The sequence below is a fragment of the Stutzerimonas degradans genome (assembly GCF_024448505.1).
GTDB classification, from domain to species: Bacteria; Pseudomonadota; Gammaproteobacteria; order Pseudomonadales; family Pseudomonadaceae; genus Stutzerimonas; species Stutzerimonas degradans.
The window spans coordinates 73,122-94,241 of sequence record NZ_JAMOHV010000011.1; the positions used below are offsets into that span (position 1 = coordinate 73,122).

General features: G+C 67.0%; 16 protein-coding genes. 8 read left to right on the forward strand and 8 right to left on the reverse strand.

Annotated elements, in window-relative coordinates:
• Positions 1 to 121 precede the first annotated feature (121 nt).
• From putP to NAV27_RS14545, 3 genes are all read right to left on the reverse strand, one after another.
• A complete protein-coding gene (gene putP / locus NAV27_RS14535; protein WP_102828748.1) occupies positions 122 to 1,606 on the reverse strand; it encodes a sodium/proline symporter PutP in 1,485 nt (494 codons plus the stop codon).
• 252 nt (positions 1,607 to 1,858) lie between these two features.
• On the reverse strand, positions 1,859 to 5,020 hold the full coding sequence (putA, locus tag NAV27_RS14540; RefSeq protein WP_102828747.1) for a bifunctional proline dehydrogenase/L-glutamate gamma-semialdehyde dehydrogenase PutA: 3,162 nt from the start codon (positions 5,018 to 5,020) through the stop codon (positions 1,859 to 1,861).
• A gap of 261 nt (positions 5,021 to 5,281) precedes the next feature.
• Positions 5,282 to 6,037 (reverse strand): AraC family transcriptional regulator, encoded by a 756-nt coding sequence (locus NAV27_RS14545; protein WP_003290113.1) that lies wholly within the window; start codon positions 6,035 to 6,037, stop codon positions 5,282 to 5,284.
• A 201-nt stretch (positions 6,038 to 6,238) separates the two neighbouring features.
• On the opposite strand from NAV27_RS14545, the gene lon reads away from it, so the two are divergent.
• Positions 6,239 to 8,626 (forward strand): endopeptidase La, encoded by a 2,388-nt coding sequence (lon, locus tag NAV27_RS14550; RefSeq protein WP_102828746.1) that lies wholly within the window; start codon positions 6,239 to 6,241, stop codon positions 8,624 to 8,626.
• Positions 8,627 to 8,691: 65 nt separating this feature from the next.
• Here lon and NAV27_RS14555 read toward each other — a convergent pair whose 3' ends face one another.
• From NAV27_RS14555 to NAV27_RS14570, 4 genes are all read right to left on the reverse strand, one after another.
• Entirely contained in the window at positions 8,692 to 9,144 is a 453-nt protein-coding gene (locus tag NAV27_RS14555) for a PA2169 family four-helix-bundle protein (protein ID WP_102828745.1), read from the reverse strand.
• Positions 9,145 to 9,229: 85 nt separating this feature from the next.
• The gene (gene xth, locus NAV27_RS14560) at positions 9,230 to 10,027 is read right to left on the reverse strand and encodes an exodeoxyribonuclease III (protein ID WP_102828744.1); all 798 of its coding nucleotides are present in this window, start codon (positions 10,025 to 10,027) and stop codon (positions 9,230 to 9,232) included.
• Between the two features lie 63 nt (positions 10,028 to 10,090).
• Positions 10,091 to 11,458: a heavy metal sensor histidine kinase gene (locus NAV27_RS14565; RefSeq protein WP_102828743.1), complete on the reverse strand. Its 1,368-nt coding sequence runs from the start codon at positions 11,456 to 11,458 to the stop codon at positions 10,091 to 10,093.
• Complete coding sequence (locus NAV27_RS14570) at positions 11,455 to 12,129, reverse strand: heavy metal response regulator transcription factor (protein WP_102828742.1); 675 nt, start codon at positions 12,127 to 12,129, stop codon at positions 11,455 to 11,457. The genes NAV27_RS14565 and NAV27_RS14570 overlap by 4 nt, the downstream gene beginning before the upstream one ends.
• Positions 12,130 to 12,270: 141 nt before the next feature.
• Between NAV27_RS14570 and NAV27_RS14575 the strand changes: the two genes are divergently transcribed.
• Together NAV27_RS14575 and uraH are read left to right on the forward strand one after the other, a co-directional pair.
• Positions 12,271 to 12,759, forward strand: coding sequence for a GlcG/HbpS family heme-binding protein (locus tag NAV27_RS14575; RefSeq protein WP_054095004.1), 489 nt, complete (start codon positions 12,271 to 12,273; stop codon positions 12,757 to 12,759).
• A gap of 18 nt (positions 12,760 to 12,777) precedes the next feature.
• Complete coding sequence (gene uraH, locus NAV27_RS14580; protein WP_043297546.1) at positions 12,778 to 13,188, forward strand: hydroxyisourate hydrolase; 411 nt, start codon at positions 12,778 to 12,780, stop codon at positions 13,186 to 13,188.
• Positions 13,189 to 13,193: 5 nt separating this feature from the next.
• Here the strand turns inward: uraH and NAV27_RS14585 are convergent, their stop codons facing one another.
• Positions 13,194 to 14,102 (reverse strand): LysR family transcriptional regulator, encoded by a 909-nt coding sequence (locus NAV27_RS14585; protein WP_008567695.1) that lies wholly within the window; start codon positions 14,100 to 14,102, stop codon positions 13,194 to 13,196.
• A 315-nt stretch (positions 14,103 to 14,417) separates the two neighbouring features.
• On the opposite strand from NAV27_RS14585, the gene gcl reads away from it, so the two are divergent.
• From gcl to pyk, 5 genes are all read left to right on the forward strand, one after another.
• Positions 14,418 to 16,199, forward strand: a complete 1,782-nt coding sequence (gcl, locus tag NAV27_RS14590) for a glyoxylate carboligase (protein ID WP_102828741.1) — start codon at positions 14,418 to 14,420, stop codon at positions 16,197 to 16,199.
• 179 nt (positions 16,200 to 16,378) lie between these two features.
• On the forward strand, positions 16,379 to 17,161 hold the full coding sequence (hyi, locus tag NAV27_RS14595; protein ID WP_102828740.1) for a hydroxypyruvate isomerase: 783 nt from the start codon (positions 16,379 to 16,381) through the stop codon (positions 17,159 to 17,161).
• Positions 17,162 to 17,187: 26 nt separating this feature from the next.
• On the forward strand, positions 17,188 to 18,075 hold the full coding sequence (locus NAV27_RS14600) for a 2-hydroxy-3-oxopropionate reductase (protein WP_008567699.1): 888 nt from the start codon (positions 17,188 to 17,190) through the stop codon (positions 18,073 to 18,075).
• Between the two features lie 333 nt (positions 18,076 to 18,408).
• The gene (locus NAV27_RS14605) at positions 18,409 to 19,680 is read left to right on the forward strand and encodes a glycerate kinase type-2 family protein (protein ID WP_102828739.1); all 1,272 of its coding nucleotides are present in this window, start codon (positions 18,409 to 18,411) and stop codon (positions 19,678 to 19,680) included.
• A gap of 23 nt (positions 19,681 to 19,703) precedes the next feature.
• Entirely contained in the window at positions 19,704 to 21,119 is a 1,416-nt protein-coding gene (gene pyk, locus NAV27_RS14610) for a pyruvate kinase (RefSeq protein WP_102828738.1), read from the forward strand.
• Position 21,120: the final 1 nt, after the last annotated feature.

The window sequence follows — 21,120 nt, forward strand, 5'->3', positions numbered from 1 at the left end:
AAAAGCCGCTCTGCATTGCGCAAGAGCGGCCATTTATCCGTGGTGGAAAACGCGCATAGCGATTTTCCACCAGCACGCGCCAGAAGATGGATGGCTGCGGCCATCCACCCTACCGGCTCACTCAACCGGCGTGGTAATCCGCGTCGGCTTCCTCGAAGCGCTTGACGATGCTCGGCGCAGGCTCGGCGCCCATCAGGCTGACCACGAAGATGGCCAGGCTGGCGAGGATGAAGCCGGGGATGATTTCGTACAGTCCCAGACCGATGAATTCCTTCCACACCACCACGGTAATGGCGCCGACCAGCATGCCGACCAGCGCGCCGTTACGGGTCATGCGCTTCCACAGCAGCGAGATCAGCACCACCGGGCCGAACGCCGCGCCGAAGCCGGCCCACGCGTAGGACACCAGGCCCAGCACCTTGCTGTCCGGGTTGGAGGCGATGCCGATGGCGATCAGCGCGATCAGCAGCACCATGGCGCGGCCGACCCAGACCAACTCGGTCTGCGAGGCGTTCTTGCGCAACATCGCCTTGTAGAAGTCCTGGGTCAGCGCGCTGGAGCTGACCAGCAGCTGTGCGCTCAGCGTGCTCATCACCGCCGCCAGCACGCCGGACAGAATCAGGCCGGCGACCCACGGGTTGAACAGAATCTTCACCAGTTCGAGGAACACCCGCTCACCGTTCTCGCTCACCGGTCCGGCCAGCTCCGGGTGCCCGGCGAAGTAGGCGATACCGAAGAAGCCCACCGCCACCGCGCCGCCCAGGCACAGAATCATCCAGGCCATGCCGATGCGACGGGCGTTGGGGATGGTCTTGACCGAGTCGGCGGCCATGAAGCGCACCAGAATGTGCGGCTGGCCGAAGTAGCCCAGGCCCCAGGCCAGCAGCGAGATGATCGCGACGAAGCTGAGCCCGCGGAACATGTCGAAGTTGGCCGGATTCTGCGCCTCGATGGTGGCCATCACGCTGCCCATGTCGCCCAGCGCCAGGATGACGAACAGCGGCGTGACCAGCAGCGCGAAGATCATCAGCGTGGCCTGCACGGTGTCGGTCCAGCTCACCGCGAGGAAGCCGCCGATGAACACATAGAGAATGGTCGCCGCCGCCCCGATCCACAGCGCCAGGTCATAGGGCACGCCGAAGGTGGACTCGAACAGCCGGGCACCGGCCACCACGCCGGAGGCGCAGTAGATGGTGAAGAACACCAGGATCACCAGCGCCGAGAAGATGCGCAGCAGGCGGCTGGTGTCCTCGAAGCGGTGGGTGAAGTAGTCCGGCAGGGTCAGCGCGTTGTGGTTGTGCTCGGTGTGCACGCGCAGCCGCCCGGCGACGAACAGCCAGTTGAGCCAGGCGCCGATGATCAGGCCGATGGCGATCCAGCTCTCCGACAGGCCGGCGACGAAGATCGCCCCCGGCAGGCCCATCAGCAGCCAGCCGCTCATGTCCGAGGCGCCAGCCGACAAGGCGGTGACGAAACTGCCGAGGCTGCGGCCGCCGAGGATGTAGTCGTCGAAGTTCTTGGTGGCGCGATAGGCGACGAAACCGATGAAGATCATCGCCGCGATGTAGACCACGAACGTGATCAGGGTGGGTGTACTGGCGCTCATTGTGTATCCCTCGTTAGTTGTTGTCCGGCGCACCGCGAGCAGCTCGCGTCGCGCCCTTGGCAGAGGGCGATGGCACTGGCGCCATCACCTGCGACAGGTCCGAAACCGGCCCGTCAGTGGCGGAAGAGCGTCCGCCATCTGTCCGTTATTGTTGTGCCCCGGCTGCCAAAGCCGCCGAGGGTACCGCTGGTGCCCGTCACATGGAAAATCGCCGTGCGGTTTGCGGCGGCGATTGCCATGCGCTCACCGTACTCAGTCGTCGCCGAGCGACAGCAGCGAGGCGTTACCGCCCACCGCCGTGGTGTTGGTCGAAGTGGTGCGCTCGTTGGTGAAACGCAGCAGGTAGCTCGGCCCGCCGGCCTTCGGCCCGGTGCCGGACAGCCCGCAGCCGCCGAAGGGCTGTACGCCGACCACCGCGCCGATCTGGTTGCGGTTGACGTAGACGTTGCCGACCCGCGCCAGCTGCTCGATGCGTTCGGCGGTTTCCTCGTTGCGGCTGTGCACGCCGAGGGTCAGGCCGTAGCCGGTGCCGTTGATCGCCGCGACGACCTTTTCCAGATCGGCGGCATCGTAGCGCACGACATGCAGAACCGGGCCGAAATGCTCTTTCTTGAGCTGTTCGATGCCCTCGATCTCGAAGGCCACCGGCGCTACGAAATGGCCGTTGAGGCCAGCCGGCAGGGTCGCTTCGGCGATCAGCCGCCCTTCGTTCTTCAGCTGCTGGATATGCGCCAGCAGGCCGTCGCGCGCCTCCTCATCGATCACCGGGCCGATATCGTTTTCGCGCAGATGGGTGGGGCCGACCTTCAGCTCGGCCATCGCGCCCTTGAGCAGCTCGATGACGCGGTCGGCGATATCGCGCTGCACGTAGAGCACGCGCAGGGCCGAGCAGCGCTGGCCGGCGCTGGTGAAGGCGGAGCTGACGGCATCCTTGATCACCTGCTCGGGCAGCGCGGTGGAGTCGACGATCATCGCGTTCTGTCCGCCGGTTTCGGCGATCAGCGTGGCGATCGGGCCTTCCTTTTCGGCCAGCTGGCGATTGATGATCCGCGCGGTGTCGGTGGAGCCGGTGAAGCACACGCCGACCACCCGCGGATCGCGGCAGAACACGCCGCCCAGCGTGGCGCCGTCGCCCGGCAGCAGCGCGATGGCGTCCTTCGGCAGGCCGGCCTCGAACATCAGCTCCAGCGCGCGCGCGGCGATCAGGCTGGTCTGCTCGGCCGGCTTGGCCAGCACGGTGTTGCCGGCGATCAGCGCCGCGCTGATCTGGCCGAGGTAGATGGCCAGCGGGAAGTTCCACGGGCTGACGCAGACGAACACGCCGCGGCCTTCATGGAACAGCTCGTTGCGCTCGCCAGTCGGGCCTTTCAGCTCTTCGCGGCCCAGTTTCAGGCGCGCCTGCTGCGCGTAGTAGCGGCAGAAATCCACCGCCTCGCGCACTTCGTCGATGCCGTCCTGTAGCGACTTGCCGGCTTCCACGGTGCACAGTGCCATCAGCTCGGCGCGGTTGCGCTCCAGCAGCTCGGCCAGGCGTTCGAGGATCGCCGCGCGGCTGTCCACCGGCGTCGCGTTCCAGGTCGGCCAGTAGGCCGCCAGCGCGTCGATGGCCTGGCGCGCCTGCTCGGCGCTGGCGAACTGCGCCGTGCCGACGACCTTGTTCAGGTCGTAGGGGCAACGCACTTCGCTGGCGCTACCGCCCAGACGCTGGCCGCCGATCACCGGCATGGCCTGCCACTGGCGGTCGAGGAAGGGTTGGTAGGCGCTGGCCAGTTCGTTCCATTGTTGTTGGATATTCATGTTGATCCCTTGGGAGTTCTTGCGATTGCCATACAGGGCCGGGGGCAGCGGAATGCGCGGGTTGCCGAGCGCCGCAAACTGGCGCAGCTGGCTCACCGGGTGATCGATCAGCGAATCCACCGGCACGCGCGGGTCGACCAGCTGGTGGACGAACGAGGAGTTGGCACCGTTCTCCAGCAGGCGCCGCACCAGATAGGGCAGCAGGTCCTTGTGCGCACCGACCGGCGCGTAGATGCGCACGTTCTTGCGGTACTTTTCGATCACCGTGTCGTACAGCGCATCGCCCATGCCGTGCAGGCGCTGGAACTCGAACTCGCGCGGCGTGGCGGTCTGCTCGGCCATCGCCAGGATGCAGCTGACGGTGTGTGCGTTGTGGCTGGCGAACTGCGGGTAGATCACGCCGCGGGTGTGCTCCGACAGCAGGTAGCGCGCGCAGGCGAGGTACGAGGTGTCGGTACCTTCCTTGCGGGTGAACACCGGGTAGCCCTCCAGGCCCTGCACCTGGCACTGCTTGATCTCGCTGTCCCAGTAGGCGCCCTTGACCAACCGCAGCGGGATGCGCGCGCCCAGCTCGCGGCCGAGCAGGGTCAGCCACACCAGCACCGGCAGGCAGCGCTTGGAATAGGCCTGGATCACCAGACCGAACTCACCCCAGCCGGCGATGGCCGGATCGCGCAGGAGTTTTTCGTACAGTTCCAGCGACAGTTCGAGGCGGTCGGCCTCCTCGGCGTCGATGGTGATGCCGACGTCGCGCTGGCGCGCCAGCACAGCCAGCTCACGGACGTTGGCGAACAGCTCGCTGAGTACGCGCTCGCGCTGGGCGACTTCGTAACGCGGATGCAGCGCCGACAGCTTGATCGACACCGACGGTCGCGGGCCGGGGCCGACCTGCGGCTCGGCGCCGACGGTTTCCACGGCGCGGCGGTAATCGGCCATGTACTTGGCCGCGTCCTCGGCGGTCAGCGCCGCCTCGCCGAGCATGTCGAAGGAATAGGTGTAGCCCTTCTCACGCTCGGGCCGGCCGTTCTTCAGCGCTTCGGCGATGGTGCGGCCGAGCACGAACTGCTTGCCCATCAGCTTCATCGCCTGGTTCATCGCGGCACGGATCACCGGCTCGCCGGAGCGCTTGAGCAGGCGGCCGATGACATTTTTCGGGCGGCCGTCGGCGGTGTCCGGATCGACCACCTTGCCGGTCATCACCAACCCCCAGGCGGCGAAGTTGACCAGTACGTTGTCGCTCTGGCCGAGGTGGCGCTCCCACTCGGCGGCATTGAGCTTGTCGCGGATCAGCGCGTCGGCGGTGGCAGCGTCCGGCACGCGCAGCAGCGCTTCGGCCAGGCACATCAGCATCAGCCCTTCCTGAGTGTCCAGGCTGTACTGGCGCAGCAGCGCATCGAGCGTGTCGACGGCATTCTCGCGGCCGCGCACGGTCTCGATCAGCGTGCGCGCGCGCTCACGAATGGCGGCGATGCCCGCCTCGCCGGGATCGGCCAGCTGCAACAGTTCGGTGAGATAGCCCGCTTCGTCGACGCTGTAGTTGGCGCTGATGGTGGGAAAGAATTCTGCGGCTTTCTGGCTGGCGAAGGCGCCATCCAGCACGTGACCGGCCTTGAACATCGCGCCGCTCCTCTGAGGGTGTGTCTGCTTATTAGGTGTAGTTCACGGCCCGGCCCTCGGCGCGATACACGACGATGGGTCGGGGCGGAGACGGAATGTAGGGGCAGCGCCGGCGCGACTTCTTGCAGGAAACTACGGAAGTTTTACGAAACGCTACGATTGCGGCGCGCTGAAACCGCAGCGTCACGAAGGCGCCGCACACTGGCGCGCGCTTCGCCAGCGGCCAGGCCGCAAGGGCGCAAAGCGGGCGCGGCGTGGGGATCAGTCGTCGGTCTGGCGCAGCTTGCGCGGGGTCAGGCCGAGGTAGCGGCGCGTCGCGGTGGTCAGTGCGCTCTGGCTGGAAAAACCGCACTCCTCGGCGATGCGCACCAGCGGCAGTGGCGATTCACGCAGCAGCCGCGCGGCGCGGTCGAGACGGCTCTTGAGCAGATACTGGTGCGGCGTGAGGCCGACGCTGTCCTTGAACTGCACGTGGAAGTGGCTGGGGCTCAGGCAGGCCACCTGCGCCAGCTCGGCCACCGTGATGCGTCGCGCCAGGTTGTCCTGGATGTGCGCATCCAGCCGCTGCAAATCCAGCGGCCCGCTCGGGCGCTGCGGCGCTTCGCCGAACAGGCGCAGGTGCAGCGCGCGCAGCAGCACGCCGCCAAGCGCACGTGCCAGCAACGGATCGCTGCCATAGCGCGCCAGCTCGGCACCGGCGTAAGCCAGGAGATTCTGGAAATCGGCATCCAGCGCCGGGTAGCGCGGCGCCTCGAACAGCCGGGCGAGCAACGCGGGGTCATCTAGGCAGGCGTCCTGCTCGTCCAGATCGATGATCAGCATGCGGTTGTCGCCCATGCCGGCAAAGCCGTGATCGGCGTCGCCCGGCACCAGGCAGGCGCGCATCCGGCAGACCTCGCCGCCCGAACCATCCACCTCGAATTCGGCGCGGCCCGCCAGCGACAGCACCAGCTGGTGATAGTCGTGGGCGTGCTGGTGAATCTGGTCATCCAGGCGAAGCAAACGGGCGTTGAGCATGACGAGTACCTGAAGCGGGCGCCGATGCGCCGGGCGCCGTTGCGTCGGGCGCCCGGCGCGCTCGTTCGCGACCGCAAGGTGACGCAAACGGCATGCGGCACTCTACCCGAAGCCGGCGGACGCCGCCCAGCCCCGGCCGGCGGGATTGAAATCGGCCGGACGGCCACCATGTATCCCGCAAGTAATCGCAACGGGTGCCGCATGAACGACGACGTCAATCAGGATCATCTCGAGCAGGAATTCATTTCCTCCAACGGTCTGGTGCTGCCGGACCAGCAGCAGCCGGACAAGCTCTACATCATTCCGGTGCATAACCGGCCGTTCTTCCCGGCGCAGGTGCTGCCGGTGATCGTCAACGAAGACCCCTGGGCCGAGACCCTGGCGCGCGTGGCCAAGACGCCGCACCAGCGCGTGGCGCTGTTCTTCGTCGACTCGCCGGTGCTGGATATGGCCACCTTCGACCCCGCCAGCCTGCCCGAGCACGGCACCATGGTGCGCGTGCACCACGCCACCCAGGAGGGCGGCAAGCTGCAGTTCGTCGCCCAGGGTCTGGCGCGCGTACGCATCCGTGGCTGGCTGCGGCGCAAGCCGCCGTATCTGGTGGAGGTCGACTACCCCAAGAGCGACGCCGACCCGCGTGACGAGGTGAAGGCCTACGGCATGGCACTGATCAACGCTATCAAGGAGCTGCTGCCGCTCAACCCGCTGTACAGCGAAGAGCTGAAGAACTACCTCAACCGCTTCAGCCCCAACGACCCGTCGCCCTTGACCGACTTCGCCGCCGCGCTGACCACCGCGCCCGGCACGGAATTGCAGGAGGTGCTCGACTGCGTGCCGGTGCTCAAGCGCATGGAGAAGGTGCTGCCGCTGCTGCGCCGCGAGGTCGAGGTGGCGAAGCTGCAGAAGGAGCTGACCGGCGAGGTGAATCGCAAGATCGGCGAGCGCCAGCGCGAGTTCTTCCTCAAGGAACAGCTGAAGATCATCCAGCGCGAGCTGGGCATCACCAAGGACGACAAGAGCGCCGACGCTGACGAGTTCCGCGCCCGCCTGGAAGGCAAAGTGGTGCCGCCAGCCGCGCAGAAGCGCATCGACGAGGAGCTGAACAAGCTGTCGATCCTCGAAACCGGTTCGCCGGAATACGCCGTCACCCGCAACTACCTGGACTGGGCCACCGCGCTGCCCTGGGGCGTGCACGGTCAGGACAAGCTCGACCTCAAGCGTGCGCGCAAGGTGCTCGACAAGCACCACGCCGGCATGGACGACATCAAGCAGCGGATCATCGAGTTTCTCGCCGTCGGCGCCTTCAAGGGCGAGATCGCCGGCTCCATCGTGCTGCTGGTCGGCCCGCCGGGCGTGGGCAAGACCAGCATCGGCAAGTCCATCGCCGAGTCGCTGGGGCGGCCGTTCTATCGTTTCTCGGTCGGCGGCATGCGCGACGAGGCAGAGATCAAGGGCCACCGCCGCACCTACATCGGCGCCCTGCCCGGCAAGCTGGTGCAGGCGCTGAAGGAAGTCGAGGTGATGAACCCGGTGATCATGCTCGACGAGATCGACAAGCTCGGTGCCAGCTACCAGGGCGACCCGGCCTCGGCGCTGCTGGAAACGCTGGACCCAGAGCAGAACGTCGAATTCCTCGACCACTACCTGGACCTGCGCCTGGACCTGTCCAAGGTGCTGTTCGTCTGCACGGCCAACACGCTGGATTCGATCCCCGGCCCGCTGCTCGACCGCATGGAGGTGATCCGCCTGTCCGGCTACATCGCCGAGGAAAAGCTGGCGATCGCCAAGCGCCACCTGTGGCCCAAGCTACTGGACAAGACCGGCGTGCCGAAAGAGCGCCTGGCCATCAGCGACAGCGCCCTCAAGGCGGTGATCGAGGGTTATGCGCGCGAGGCGGGCGTGCGCCAGCTGGAGAAACAGCTCGGCAAGGTGGTGCGCAAGGCGGTGGTCCAGCTGCTGGAAGACCCGCAGGCCACGCTGAAGATCGTCCCGAAGGACCTTGAGCATTACCTCGGCAAGCCGGTGTTCCGCAGCGAGCAGGTGCTTTCCGGCGTCGGCGTGATCACCGGGCTGGCCTGGACCAGCATGGGCGGCGCCACCCTGCCGATCGAGGCGACGCGCATCCATACGCTCAATCGCGGCTTCAAGCTCACCGGCCAGCTCGGCGAGGTGATGAAGGAATCGGCGGAGATCGCCTACAGCTACGTCAGCTCGCACCTCAAGCAGTTCAAGGGCGATCCGACGTTCTTCGACCAGGCCTTCGTGCACCTGCACGTACCCGAAGGTGCGACGCCCAAGGACGGCCCCAGCGCCGGCATCACCATGGCCAGCGCGCTGCTGTCGCTGGCGCGTAACCAGCCACCGAAGAAAGGCGTGGCGATGACCGGCGAGCTGACGTTGACCGGGCAGGTGCTGCCCATCGGCGGTGTGCGCGAGAAGGTGATTGCCGCGCGGCGGCAGAAGATCTTCGAGCTGATCCTGCCGGAAGCCAACCGTGGCGACTTCGAGGAACTGCCGGACTATCTGAGGGAAGGTCTGACGGTGCACTTCGCCCGGCGTTTCGCCGATGTGGCGAAGGTGCTGTTCTGAGCTGAGAAAGGCCTGCGGGCAGGGAAAACCGGAAGCTCGCACGGAGCTTCCGGCTCGGGCGTCGCTTAGCTGCGCGCGCGCGCGGCGTCGCGCAGCGCCTTGACCTGGTCGTGATTGCGCAGCACGCCCTGGTACTGGCGCTCCACCACCAGCCGTACCTCGGCCGGCAGGTCCTTCTCCAGCGCCTTGCGATAGCTCTTCACCGCGACGTCTTCGCCGCGCTCGCATTCATTGAGGATCGCCTCGTCGTCCTTGCCGGTGATCATCGACTTGAGATCGACCCAGCGCCGGTGCATGTCGGCCGCCATGCTGGTGGTGGTTTCCGGGTCGCCGCCCAGCGAGCGCACCATCTGCTGCAGTTCCGCCGCGGCCGTGGCGCAGTCGCGGGCGCGCTGGCTCATGGTGCTCTTGAGCTGCGGATCGCGCAGATCCTCGGCACACTCCATGAAGCCCTTTTCGCCGTCCTTGCTGGTTTCGATCAGGTCGTTGAGCACCGAAATCGTGTCTTTCGTATCCATTTCTCTCTCCTCGGGATCGACTGAAATGGCCGGAACGCGCGCTGCCCGGCCTCAGTAGGGTCGACTGCCGGGCCGGAAAAAAGGTTCAGCCGGACCGCCCGGAGGCATCCAGCAGCACCCACGCGGGCGCATGGTCGCTGGCGTGTTCCTGCCCGCGAACCCAGCGATCCACGCCGGCGTCGCGCAAGCGCGGCGCGAGGTCCGGGCTGAGCAGCAGGTGGTCGATGCGCAGGCCGGAGTTCTTCTGCCAGTGCTGGCGAAAGTAGTCCCAGAAGGTGAACACCGGTTCATCGGGGTAGCGCGCGCGTAGCGCATCGGTCCAGCCTTGCGCCAGCAGCCGCGCGTAGCAGTCGCGGCTTTCCGGCTGCAGTAACGCGTCCTTGCGCCAGGAGCGCGGGTTGTAGATGTCGGCGTCGGTCGGCACCACGTTGTAGTCGCCGGCCAGCACCACCGGGTGGCCGCTGGCGAGCAATCCGGCGGCGTGCTCGATCAGCCGCTCGAACCAGGCCAGCTTGTAGTCGAACTTCGGCCCGGGCTGCGGATTGCCGTTGGGCAGGTAGAGGCAGGCGACGATCACACCGTGCACCGCCGCTTCGAGGTAGCGGCTGTGGCTGTCGTCCGGGTCACCCGGCAGGCTGCGGCGGATTTCCAGCGGCTCGGCGCCGCGCGCAAGGATCGCCACGCCGTTCCAGGATTTCTGCCCGTGCCAGATCGCGCCATAGCCGGCGGCGCGGATGTCGTCGAGGGGAAAGTCGGCGTCCTGCGCCTTGAGTTCCTGCAGGCAGACCACGTCGGGCTGCTCGCGCGCGAGCCATTCCAGCAGGTTGGGCAGCCGCGCGCGGATGCCGTTGATGTTGAAGGTGGCGATTTTCAGCTGATCCACGGCGGGCCTCGTCGTCATGCGTGCAGTCTTCACCTTAGCTGTGACCGCACCGCACGCCAGGCGTCATTGCCCGCCAGCATCCAGCGCCGGAAAACGCAGCGTGAACCGCGTGGCCTGCGCATCGCTGTGCACCTGCACTTCGCCGCCATGCAGCTGCATGATCGAACGCACGATGGCCAGCCCCAGCCCCCCGGAATCGCCGGGCTCGGCGCGCGCTGGATCGCAGCGGTAGAAGCGGTCGAACAGCCGCGGCCAGTGCGCCTCGGCGATCGGCGCACCCTGATTGACCACGCTGACGCAGCGCCAGCCATCCTCGTGGCCGCTGAGGATGCGCACCGCGCTGCCGGCATCGGCATAGCGCAGCGCGTTGGCGATCAGGTTGGCCAGCGCGCGACGCACCAGCTCGGCATCGGCCATCAGCGTGCCTTCGCTCTCGTCGAGCAGCTGGATGCCGCGTTCCTCGGCGACCCCTTCGAAGTACTCGCACAGCTGCCCGACCAGCTCCGGCAGCGCCAGCGGGTGGCGCTCGATCATCGTCGCCGGCTGCTCGGCGCGGGCGAGGAACAGCATGTTGTCGATCATCCGCGCCAGCCGTTCGTACTCTTCCTGGCTGGACTCCAGCAGCGCCCGGTACGCCTCCTCGCTGCGCGGCCGGCTCAGGTGCTGCTGGGTCTGCCCCATGAGGTTACCCAGCGGCGTGCGCATCTCGTGGGCGAGGTCCTCGCTGAAGCGCGACAGCCGTGCGAAGCCCTGCTCCAGCCGCGCCAGCATCTGGTTCAGCGCGGCGCGCAGCGGCTCCAGCTCGGCCGGCATGGCATCGCCTTCGAGGCGGCGATGCAGGTTCTGCACGTCGATGCGCAACGCCTGTTCGGTGAGCCGGCGTACCGGACGTAGCGCACGCCGGCTGATCGCCCAGCCGAGCAGCGAGGCCAGCAGCGCGCCGACGCCCAGCGCCAGCCAGAGCCGCAGCCAGTAGGCGGCGAGCATCTGTTCGCGCTCGGCCAGCAGGCGCCCGGCCACCAGCGTCAGGCCGGCTTCGCCCGGCAGCCGGCGCCAGGCCAGCCGCGCCGCGCCGATATCCCGCAACAACGGCTGGTCGCTACCGGCCAGCGGCGGCAGCGCCAGCCGCGGCGGGTTGATCTCGATCAGCGCGCGGCCCTGGGCGTCGAGCAGCCAGAGCAGGCTGTCGCGATTGCCCAGCATGTTTTCGTACAGCTGCGGGCGCTGGCGCAGCGCGTCGACGCTGGCGCTGTCGTCCAGCAGCGCCTGCATGCGCTCCAGCCGGCCGAGCAGCGCCTGGTCGTCGCGCCAGACGATCTCGCGCTCCAGCGAGCGGTACAGGTACAGGCCGATGGCACCGAGCAGCACCCCTGCGACCAGCGCGAAGGCCAGCGCCAGGCGCAGACTCAGCGAGCGTGGCAGCCGGCTCATAGCGTCGGGTCCAGCACATAACCCATGCCGCGCACGGTGTGGATCAGCTTGTGCGGATAGGGATCGTCGACCTTGGCACGCAGGCGGCGGATCGCCACGTCCACCACATTGGTGTCGCTGTCGAAGTTCATCTGCCAGACCTGCGAGGCGATCTGCGCGCGCGAGAGCACCTCGCCCTGACGGCTGAGCAGCAGGTGCAGCAGGGCGAACTCCTTGTTGGTCAGGTTGATGCGCTCGCCCTGACGGGTGACGCGGCGGCGCAGCAGGTCCAGCTCCAGGTCGGCGACGTGGAACTGCTCGACTTCCCGCGGCGGGCCGCGACGCAGCAGCGTGCGCACCCGCGCCAGCAGCTCGGCGTAGGAAAAGGGTTTGATCAGGTAGTCGTCGGCGCCCAGCTCCAGCCCGCGCACTCGGTCTTCCACCGCGTCGCGCGCGGTGAGGAACAGCACCGGCGTGTGCGCCGAGCGCTGGCGAACCACCTGCACCAGCTGCCAGCCATCGAGCCCCGGCAGCATGACGTCGAGGATGACCAGATCGAAGGCCTCCTCCTCGATCAGGTATTTGCCGTCGATGCCGTTGCGCGCGACCTCCACGCGATAGCCGGACTCTTCCAGCCCGCGCTTGAGGTAATCGGCCGTCTTGGCCTCGTCTTCCACCACCAGAATTCGCATCGGCTCGCCTCGTTGAATGCGCCTAGGTTAGGCAGTCGCCGCAGGGCGAGCCATTACAAAAGCGTAATGCGTCGGCAACGTTTCTGACGGTCGCCGGGCGGCAGCATGCGCTCCGACGCTCAACCACCCAAGGAACCCGCCATGCGTATCGCCGCCACCCTGTCATTGCTGACTCTGGCCTTCGGCGCCCACGCCGCCCCGCCGGCACCGCTCAGCCAGCACAACGTCTCGCTGGCCCTGGCCGACGGTCTGATTCAGCAGACCCTGGATGCCTGCCACGCACAGAACCGCACCGCGGTGGTCGCCGTGGTCGATCGCGGCGGCAACCTCGTCGCCCTGCGCCGCGACGACAACGTCGGCCCGCACAACACCCTCGCCGCCCAGCGCAAGGCCTACACCGCGCTGTCGAGCAAGACGCCGACCCGCCTGTTCGCCGAGCGCGCCGCCGCTACGCCGGATGCGGCCAACCTCAACACCCTGGACGAACTGCTGCTGCTCGGCGGTGGCGTGCCGCTGAAGGTCGGCGACGAGGTGATCGGTGCCATCGGCGTGGCCGGCGCCGGCGGTGCCAAGAACGACGAGGCCTGCGCCGTGGCCGCCATCGAAAAACTGCTGCCCTCCTCCCACTGAAGAAAAGGAAAAAACACCATGAAAGCACTACGTTCAATCGCCGCCGGCTTGATGCTCAGCGGCCTGTCCGGTCTCACTCTGGCCGCCGGCAACCCGCTCAGCGTGCATGTGCTCAATCTGGAAAACGGCCTGCCGTCACCGGACGTGCGCGTCACTCTGGAGCAGCGTCAGGGTGACACCTGGAAATCGCTCAACAGCGCCGAGACCAACGCGCAGGGTCGGATCACCGCGCTGTATCCCGAAGGCAAGGCGCTGGAGAAAGGCACCTACCGCGTCACCTTCAAGACCGGCGACTGGTTCGCCGCACACAACGCCAGCACCTTTTTCCCGGAAGTTCCGGTGATCTTCGAAGCCGATGGCAGCGTCGAGCACTATCACATCCCGCTGCTGCTCAGCCCCTACGGCTTCTCCACCTACCGCGGCAACTGAGCCGATCAGCGCGTTTCCCAGTAGCCGGGGGCGTTGTAGATGCCTTTCAGGTAATCGATGAAGAAACGCACCTTGGCCGGCAGGTAGCGCTGCTGCGGATACACCGCCTGGATGTCGTAGGCCGGCAGCGCGTACTCGTCGAGTACCGTGACCAGCTCGCCGCGCTTGAGCTCGGCCTGGATTTCCCAGGTCGAGCGCCAGCCGATGCCCAGGCCTTGCTTGACCCAGTCGAACAGCAGTTCGCCGTCGTTGCAGTCGAGATTGCCGGATACGCGGATCGCCACCTGCTTGCCGTCGCGCAGGAAGGTCCAGCCACGCTGCTGGCCGCCCTGCAAATTGAAGGCCAGGCAATTGTGCCGCGTCAGGTCTTCCAGCACCCGCGGCACGCCCTGGCGATCGAAATAGTACGGCGCGCCACAGACCACGCGGCGGTTGGGGTACAGCTTGACCGCCACGTAGTTGGGGTCGGTGACCTCGCCGATGCGGATGCCCATGTCGTAACCGTGGCGCACCAGATCGACCACGCTGTCGGTGAAGTTGAACGACAGCTGCAGGTCCGGGTAGCGCGCCTGGAATGCCGGCGCGTGCGGGCCGATATGCCGACGACCGAACGCTGCCGGCGCCGACACCACCAGATGCCCACGTACCGAGTTGCGATCATGGCTGATGCTGGCGTCCACCTCGTCGAAGTCCCTCAGCAACCCGCGTGCACGCTCCAGGTACTGCTCGCCCAGATCGGTCAGCGACAGGCCGCGCGTCGAGCGGTGCATCAGCTTCACGCCCAGATGACGCTCCAGCGCATCCAGCCGCCGCCCCATCACCACCGGCGTGACGTTTTCCTTGTGCGCAGCGGCGGCGAAGCTGCCGCAGTCGGCGACCAGCACAAAGCTGCGCAGGCTCGTATAACGGTCCATTCGATACTCCTGATATCGACAGAACTGAAGTCTCGGCCAATTCCGCCATGGAATCCAGGCCGGCATGCTTGGGCCACCTACAAAAACTATCGAACAAAAATAAGGCCACGATCTAGCGAGCTAGAGACCTGCAAGGCGCAACGACCAACGGGAGTAACAGCCGTAGGCTGGCCCGACGGGTGAGCACCAGCGAATCAAAGCAGGCGAGGAAGCGGAGTTTGCTGGTGCAAATGAGCATTCCGAGCCTGGTTTTAACGCAGCAGGGCCGACGCGCAGCAGATCGTGAACAGATTCCAAGAATCAGGAGGAAGACCAATGGCCCGCATGAGAGCAATCGACGCCGCCGTCGCGGTACTGCGCAAGGAGGGCATCGACACCGCCTTCGGCATTCCCGGCGCGGCGATCAACCCGCTGTATTCCGCCCTGCGTGCCGATGGCGGCATTCGCCACATTCTTGCCCGCCACGTCGAGGGCGCCTCGCACATGGCCGAGGGCTACACCCGCACCAAGGCCGGCAACATCGGCGTGTGCATCGGCACCTCGGGGCCGGCCGGCACCGACATGATCACCGGCCTCTACTCGGCCTGGGCCGACTCCATCCCGATCCTCTGCATCACCGGCCAGGCGCCGCGTGCCCGCCTGTACAAAGAAGATTTCCAGGCCGTGGACATCGAGTCCATCGCCAAGCCGGTTACCAAGTGGGCGGTGACCGTGCGCGAGCCGGCGCTGGTGCCGCGCGTGTTCCAGCAGGCCTTCCACGTAATGCGCTCGGGTCGTCCGGGGCCGGTACTGATCGACCTGCCGTTCGACGTACAGATGGCCGAGATCGAATTCGACGTCGATACCTACGAGCCGCTCTCGGTCTACAAGCCGGCGGCAACCCGCAAGCAGATCGAGAAAGCCATCGACATGCTCTGCGCCGCCGAGCGCCCGCTGATCGTCGCCGGTGGCGGCATCTACAACGCCGGCGCCGAAGCCTTGCTGGTGGAGTTCGCCGAGACGGTCGGCGTGCCGGTGATCCCGACGCTGATGGGCTGGGGCTCGATCCCCGATGACCATCCGCTGATGGCCGGCATGTGCGGGCTGCAGACCAGCCATCGCTACGGCAACGCGAACATGCTGGCGTCCGACTTCGTGCTCGGCATCGGCAACCGCTGGGCCAACCGCCACACCGGCTCGATCGACGTCTACACCAAGGACCGCAAGTTCGTGCACGTGGATATCGAACCGACCCAGATCGGCCGGGTGTTCTCGCCGGACTACGGCATCACCTCGGATGCCGGCGCCGCACTGAAGCTGTTCGTCGAAGTGGCGAAAGAGCGCAAGGCCGCCGGCGAGCTGCCGGACCGCAACGCCTGGGCCGCCGACTGCATGGAGCGCAAGCGCACCATGCTGCGCAAGACGCACTTCGACAGCGTGCCGATGAAGCCGCAGCGCGTGTACCAGTGCATGAACAACGCGTTCGGCAAGGACGCCTGCTACGTCAGCACCATCGGTCTGTCGCAGATCGCCGCCGCGCAGTTCCTGCACGTCTACAAGCCGCGCCACTGGATCAACTGCGGCCAGGCCGGCCCGCTCGGCTGGACCATTCCGGCGGCGCTCGGTGTGGTTGCCGCGGACCCGGCGCGCAAGGTGGTGGCGCTGTCGGGCGACTACGACTTCCAGTTCATGATCGAGGAGCTGGCCGTGGGTGCGCAGTTCAAGCTGCCGTACATCCACATCCTGGTGAACAACGCCTACCTCGGGCTGATCCGCCAGGCGCAGCGCGGCTTCGACATGGATTACTGCGTGCAGCTGGGCTTCGAGAACATCAATGCCGACCAGAGCGGCATGGAAGGCTACGGCGTCGATCACGTCGCGGTGGTCGAGGGCCTGGGCTGCAAGGCGCTGCGCGTGTTCAAGCAGGAAGACCTGCGCCCGGCCATCGAGCAGGCCCAGGCCTGGATGGCCGAGCACCAGGTGCCGGTGGTGATCGAGGTGATCCTCGAGCGGGTGACCAACATCGCCATGGGCACCGAGATCGACGCCATCAACGAGTTCGAGCCGCTGGCCGAAGGCCGCGAGGACGCGCCGACCGCGGTTGGATTGCTGGACTGAAGCTATGCACCACGGTGGATAAGCCGCAAGCGGCGTTATCCACCCTACGCCACGCCAGCACAGTGCAACCGTAGGGTGGATATCGCGAAGCATATCCACGCAAGGCAACACCCAGGGCGGTCACCACACCGCCGCCATGCAGAACCGAATTTGATCCCTACAGATCAGGAGAGAGAACCATGCCCCGCTTTGCCGCCAACCTGTCGATGCTGTTCACCGAACAGGACTTCCTCGAACGCTTCGAGGCCGCCGCCAAGGCCGGTTTTACCGGCGTTGAATACCTGTTCCCCTACGACTATGCGGCCGATGAGATCAAGGCCCGGCTGGACGCCAACGGCCTGACCCAGGTGCTGTTCAACCTGCCGGCCGGCGACTGGGCCGGTGGCGAGCGCGGCATCGCCATCCTGCCGGAGCGGGTCGAGGAATTCCGCGCCGGCGTCGATCAGGCCATCGCCTACGCCAAGGTGCTGGGCAATACCCAGGTCAACTGCCTGGCCGGTATCGCGCCGAAGAATGCCGACCTCGGCAAGCTGGAGATCACCCTCATCGAGAACCTGCGCTACGCCGCCGAGAAGCTCGAAGAGGCCGGTGTCCGCCTGGTGATGGAGATGATCAACACCCGCGACATCCCGCGTTTCTTCCTCAACAACACCTCGCAGGCGCTGGAGATTCGCGACAAGGTCGGCCACCCCAACCTGTTCCTGCAGTACGACATCTATCACATGCAGATCATGGAAGGTGACCTGGCCCGGACCATGGAAAGCAACCTGGCGGCGATCAACCACGTACAGCTGGCCGACAACCCCGGCCGCAACGAGCCGGGCACCGGCGAGATCAACTACCGCTTTCTGTTCGAACACCTGGACCGCATCGGCTACCAGGGCTGGGTGGGCTGCGAGTACAAGCCGGCCACCACCACCGAAGCCGGCCTCGGCTGGATGAAAGCGCATAACGCGATCTGACCCGAACGAATTGAAGGAGAACTCTCATGGCTAAAATCGGATTCATCGGCACCGGCATCATGGGTCTGCCCATGGCACTCAACCTGCAGAAAGCCGGTCACGACATCTTCATTTCCACTCACCACGACGCCGCTCCGGCCGCGCTGGTCGAAGGCGGCGCCGTCGCCCTGGCCAACCCCAAGGAAGTCGCCCAGGAAGCCGAGTTCATCATCGTCATGGTGCCGGACACCCCGCATGTCGAGGACGTGCTGTTCCGCGAGAACGGCGTCGCCGAAGGCGTCGGCGCCGGCAAGGTGGTGATCGACATGAGTTCGATCTCGCCGACCGCCACCAAGCAGTTCGCCGAGAAGATCAAGGCCACCGGCGCCGCCTACCTCGACGCCCCGGTCTCCGGCGGTGAAGTGGGCGCCAAGGCGGCCACCCTGTCGATCATGGTCGGCGGCTGCCCGAATGCCTTCGAGCGCGCCCTGCCGCTGTTCCAGGCGATGGGCAAGAACATCACCCGCGTCGGCGGCAACGGCGACGGCCAGACCGCCAAGGTGGCCAACCAGATCATCGTCGCGCTGAACATCCAGGCGGTGGCCGAGGCGCTGCTGTTCGCTGCCAAGAACGGCGCCGACCCAGCCAAGGTGCGCGAAGCGCTGATGGGCGGTTTCGCCGGCTCGAAGATTCTCGAAGTGCACGGCGAGCGCATGATCAAGGGCACCTTCGACCCGGGCTTCCGCATCAGCCTGCACCAGAAGGACCTCAACCTGGCGCTCAACGGCGCGCGTGAACTGGGTCTGAACCTGCCCAATACCGCCAACGCCCAGCAGGTGTTCAGCACCTGCGCGGCCATCGGCGGCAGCGGCTGGGACCACTCGGCGCTGATCAAGGGGCTGGAGCACATGGCCAACTTCTCGATCCGCAAGTAATCAAGCAGCTCCCGAGCCCGCTGCGTCGGGCCATGCGGTACCCACCTTCAGGACAGACAGAACCCCGGGTGGTGGGCCACCGCAGCGTCAGACGAAGCGGCGCTTCGAGAGTTGAACCACGGCGTCGCGGGGCCGGAATCACAGTGTCCCCCCACGACCTCACCTCGCGCCGCCGCGGTTCAACCGCCGTCTTCGGACGGCAACCCTTTCGATTCGCCCGGCAGAAGGAGTCACGGCCCGACCGCCGGGCGGGTCGATTCCAACCCTCAGTGCTTGCCTTATCGAGCCTTGAGGACTGGAATCGGCGCAGACCCAAATAAAAGGAGCCCGCATATGCCCATCGCCCCGCACACCCTGCTGCGCCAACTGTTCGACAGTGCCATCGACGCCGCCCATCCGCGCCAGGTGCTGGCCGATCAACTGCCGGAGGATCGCAGCGGCCGCGCCATCGTCATCGGCGCCGGCAAGGCCGCCGCGGCCATGGCCGAAGCCATCGAACAGGTCTGGGAAGGCGAGATTTCCGGACTGGTGGTGACCCGCTACGAGCACGGCGCCAACTGCCGCAAGATCGAGGTGGTGGAAGCCGCGCACCCGGTGCCGGACGACGCCGGCGAGCGCGTCGCCCGTCGCGTGCTGGAGCTGGTCAGCAATCTCGAGGAAAGCGACCGGGTGATCTTCCTGCTCTCCGGCGGCGGCTCCTCGCTGCTGGCGCTGCCGGCCGAAGGCATCTCGCTGGCCGACAAGCAGGCGATCAACAAGGCGCTGTTGCGCTCCGGCGCGCACATCGGCGAGATGAACTGCGTACGCAAGCACCTCTCGGCGATCAAGGGCGGCCGCCTGGCCCGCGCCTGCTGGCCGGCCAGCGTGTACACCTACGCGATTTCCGACGTGCCCGGCGACGAGGCCACGGTGATCGCCTCCGGGCCGACCGTGGCCGACCCGACCACCTCGGCGCAGGCGCTGGAAATCCTCGCGCGCTACCACATCGAGGTGCCGGCCAACGTGCGCGCCTGGCTCGAGGACCCGCGCTCGGAGACGCTCAAGCCGGGCGACCCGATGCTCTCGCGCAGCCACTTCCAGCTGATCGCCACGCCGCAGCAGTCGCTTGACGCCGCCGCCGAGGTGGCACGCGCCGCGGGTATCACCCCGCTGATCCTCGGCGACCTGGAGGGCGAAGCGCGCGAGGTGGCGAAGGTGCATGCCGGCATCGCCCGTCAGGTGGTGCTGCACGGCCAGCCGATCGCCGCGCCCTGCGTGATTCTCTCCGGTGGGGAAACCACGGTGACCGTGCGCGGCAACGGCCGTGGCGGACGCAACGCCGAGTTCCTGCTCGGCCTCACCGAAGCGCTGCAGGGCCTGCCGAACGTTTACGCGCTGGCCGGCGACACCGACGGCATCGACGGCTCGGAAGACAACGCCGGCGCGCTGATGACCCCGGACAGCTTCGCCCGCGCCGAGGCCCTCGGCCTGCGCGCCGCCGATGCGCTGGCCAACAACGACGGCTACGGCTACTTCGCCGCGCTGGACAGCCTGATCGTCACCGGGCCGACGCGCACCAACGTCAACGATTTCCGCGCCATCCTCATTCTGCCGCCCACTGCCTAGCGGCCCACAGGGAGTATCCGCTCATGACGCCCGACAAGAAGGTCAAGATTCTCGCCACCCTCGGCCCCGCCACGCGCAGCATCGACGACGTGCGCGCCCTGGTGGACGCCGGGGTGAACCTGTTCCGTCTGAACTTCAGCCACGGCGAGCATGCCGACCACGCCGAGCGTTTTCACTGGATTCGCCAGGTCGAGCGCGAGCAGAACCAGGCCATCGGCATCCTCATGGACCTGCAGGGTCCGAAGCTGCGCGTCGGTCGCTTCGCCGGCGGCCGCGTGCAGCTCGAGCGCGGGCAGAAATTCCGCCTGGACCTGGACGAGACGCCGGGCGACCAGCACCGCGTGATGCTGCCGCACCCGGAAATCATCGCCGCGCTGGAACCCGGCATGACCCTGCTGATCGACGACGGCCGCCTGCGCCTGACCGTGCTGTCCAAGCACAACGACGTCATCGAGACCCGCGTGATGGCCGGCGGCGAGCTGTCCGACCGCAAGGGCGTCAATGTGCCGGAGGCGGTATTGGAACTCTCGCCGCTGACCGCCAAGGACCGTCGCGACCTGGCCTTCGGCCTGGAACTGGGCGTGGACTGGGTGGCGCTGTCGTTCGTGCAGCGCCCGCAGGACATCCACGAGGCGCGCGAACTGATCGGCGAGCGTGCGTTCCTCATGGCGAAGATCGAGAAGCCCTCGGCCGTGCAGCACCTGCGCGAGATCGCCCGGTTGTCGGACGCCATCATGGTGGCGCGTGGCGACCTCGGCGTGGAGGTGCCCGCGGAGAATGTGCCGCGCATCCAGAAGAACATCGTGCGCATTTGCCGCCAGCTCGGCCGCCCGGTGGTGGTGGCCACGCAGATGCTGGAATCCATGCGTTTCGCCCCGGCGCCGACCCGTGCCGAAGTCACCGACGTGGCCAACGCGGTGGCCGAGGGCGCCGATGCGGTGATGCTGTCGGCGGAAACCGCCTCCGGCGATTACCCGCTGGAAGCGGTAAGCATGATGAGCAAGATCATCCGTCAGGTGGAAAGCGGCCCGGACTTCCAGGCGCAGCTCGACGTGCACCGGCCGAGCGCCGAGGCCACGCTGTCGGATGCGATCAGCTGCGCGATCCGCCGCATCAGCGGCATCCTGCCGGTCGCGGTGCTGGTCAACTACACCGAGTCCGGCGCCTCCAGCCTGCGCGCCTCGCGCGAGCGGCCGGCGACGCCGATCCTCAGCCTGACGCCGAACCTGGCCACGGCGCGCAAGCTGACCGTCGCCTGGGGCGTGTACTCGCTGATCGAGGCGCCGCTGCGCGACATGGAGCAGGTCTGCGCCCAGGCGCTGGAGCTGGCCCGCGCCCGCGGAATGGCCGGCAGCGGCGATACCGTGCTGGTCACCGCCGGCGTACCGCTGGGCAAGCCGGGCACCACCAATTCGCTGCGTATCGAAACGCTCGCCTGAC

Bases quoted from the DNA above. Each gene is read 5' to 3' on its own strand.
- hyi (WP_102828740.1), top strand. From the start codon at position 16,379: ATGCCCCGCTTTGCCGCCAACCTGTCGATGCTGTTCACCGAACAGGAC.
- NAV27_RS14565 (WP_102828743.1), bottom strand. From the start codon at position 11,458: ATGAGCCGGCTGCCACGCTCGCTGAGTCTGCGCCTGGCGCTGGCCTTC.
- NAV27_RS14600 (WP_008567699.1), top strand. From the start codon at position 17,188: ATGGCTAAAATCGGATTCATCGGCACCGGCATCATGGGTCTGCCCATG.
- NAV27_RS14570 (WP_102828742.1), bottom strand. From the start codon at position 12,129: ATGCGAATTCTGGTGGTGGAAGACGAGGCCAAGACGGCCGATTACCTC.
- NAV27_RS14585 (WP_008567695.1), bottom strand. From the start codon at position 14,102: ATGGACCGTTATACGAGCCTGCGCAGCTTTGTGCTGGTCGCCGACTGC.
- uraH (WP_043297546.1), top strand. From the start codon at position 12,778: ATGAAAGCACTACGTTCAATCGCCGCCGGCTTGATGCTCAGCGGCCTG.
- pyk (WP_102828738.1), top strand. From the start codon at position 19,704: ATGACGCCCGACAAGAAGGTCAAGATTCTCGCCACCCTCGGCCCCGCC.
- gcl (WP_102828741.1), top strand. From the start codon at position 14,418: ATGGCCCGCATGAGAGCAATCGACGCCGCCGTCGCGGTACTGCGCAAG.
- NAV27_RS14545 (WP_003290113.1), bottom strand. From the start codon at position 6,037: ATGCTCAACGCCCGTTTGCTTCGCCTGGATGACCAGATTCACCAGCAC.
- putP (WP_102828748.1), bottom strand. From the start codon at position 1,606: ATGAGCGCCAGTACACCCACCCTGATCACGTTCGTGGTCTACATCGCG.
- lon (WP_102828746.1), top strand. From the start codon at position 6,239: ATGAACGACGACGTCAATCAGGATCATCTCGAGCAGGAATTCATTTCC.
- putA (WP_102828747.1), bottom strand. From the start codon at position 5,020: ATGTTCAAGGCCGGTCACGTGCTGGATGGCGCCTTCGCCAGCCAGAAA.
- NAV27_RS14575 (WP_054095004.1), top strand. From the start codon at position 12,271: ATGCGTATCGCCGCCACCCTGTCATTGCTGACTCTGGCCTTCGGCGCC.
- NAV27_RS14605 (WP_102828739.1), top strand. From the start codon at position 18,409: ATGCCCATCGCCCCGCACACCCTGCTGCGCCAACTGTTCGACAGTGCC.
- NAV27_RS14555 (WP_102828745.1), bottom strand. From the start codon at position 9,144: ATGGATACGAAAGACACGATTTCGGTGCTCAACGACCTGATCGAAACC.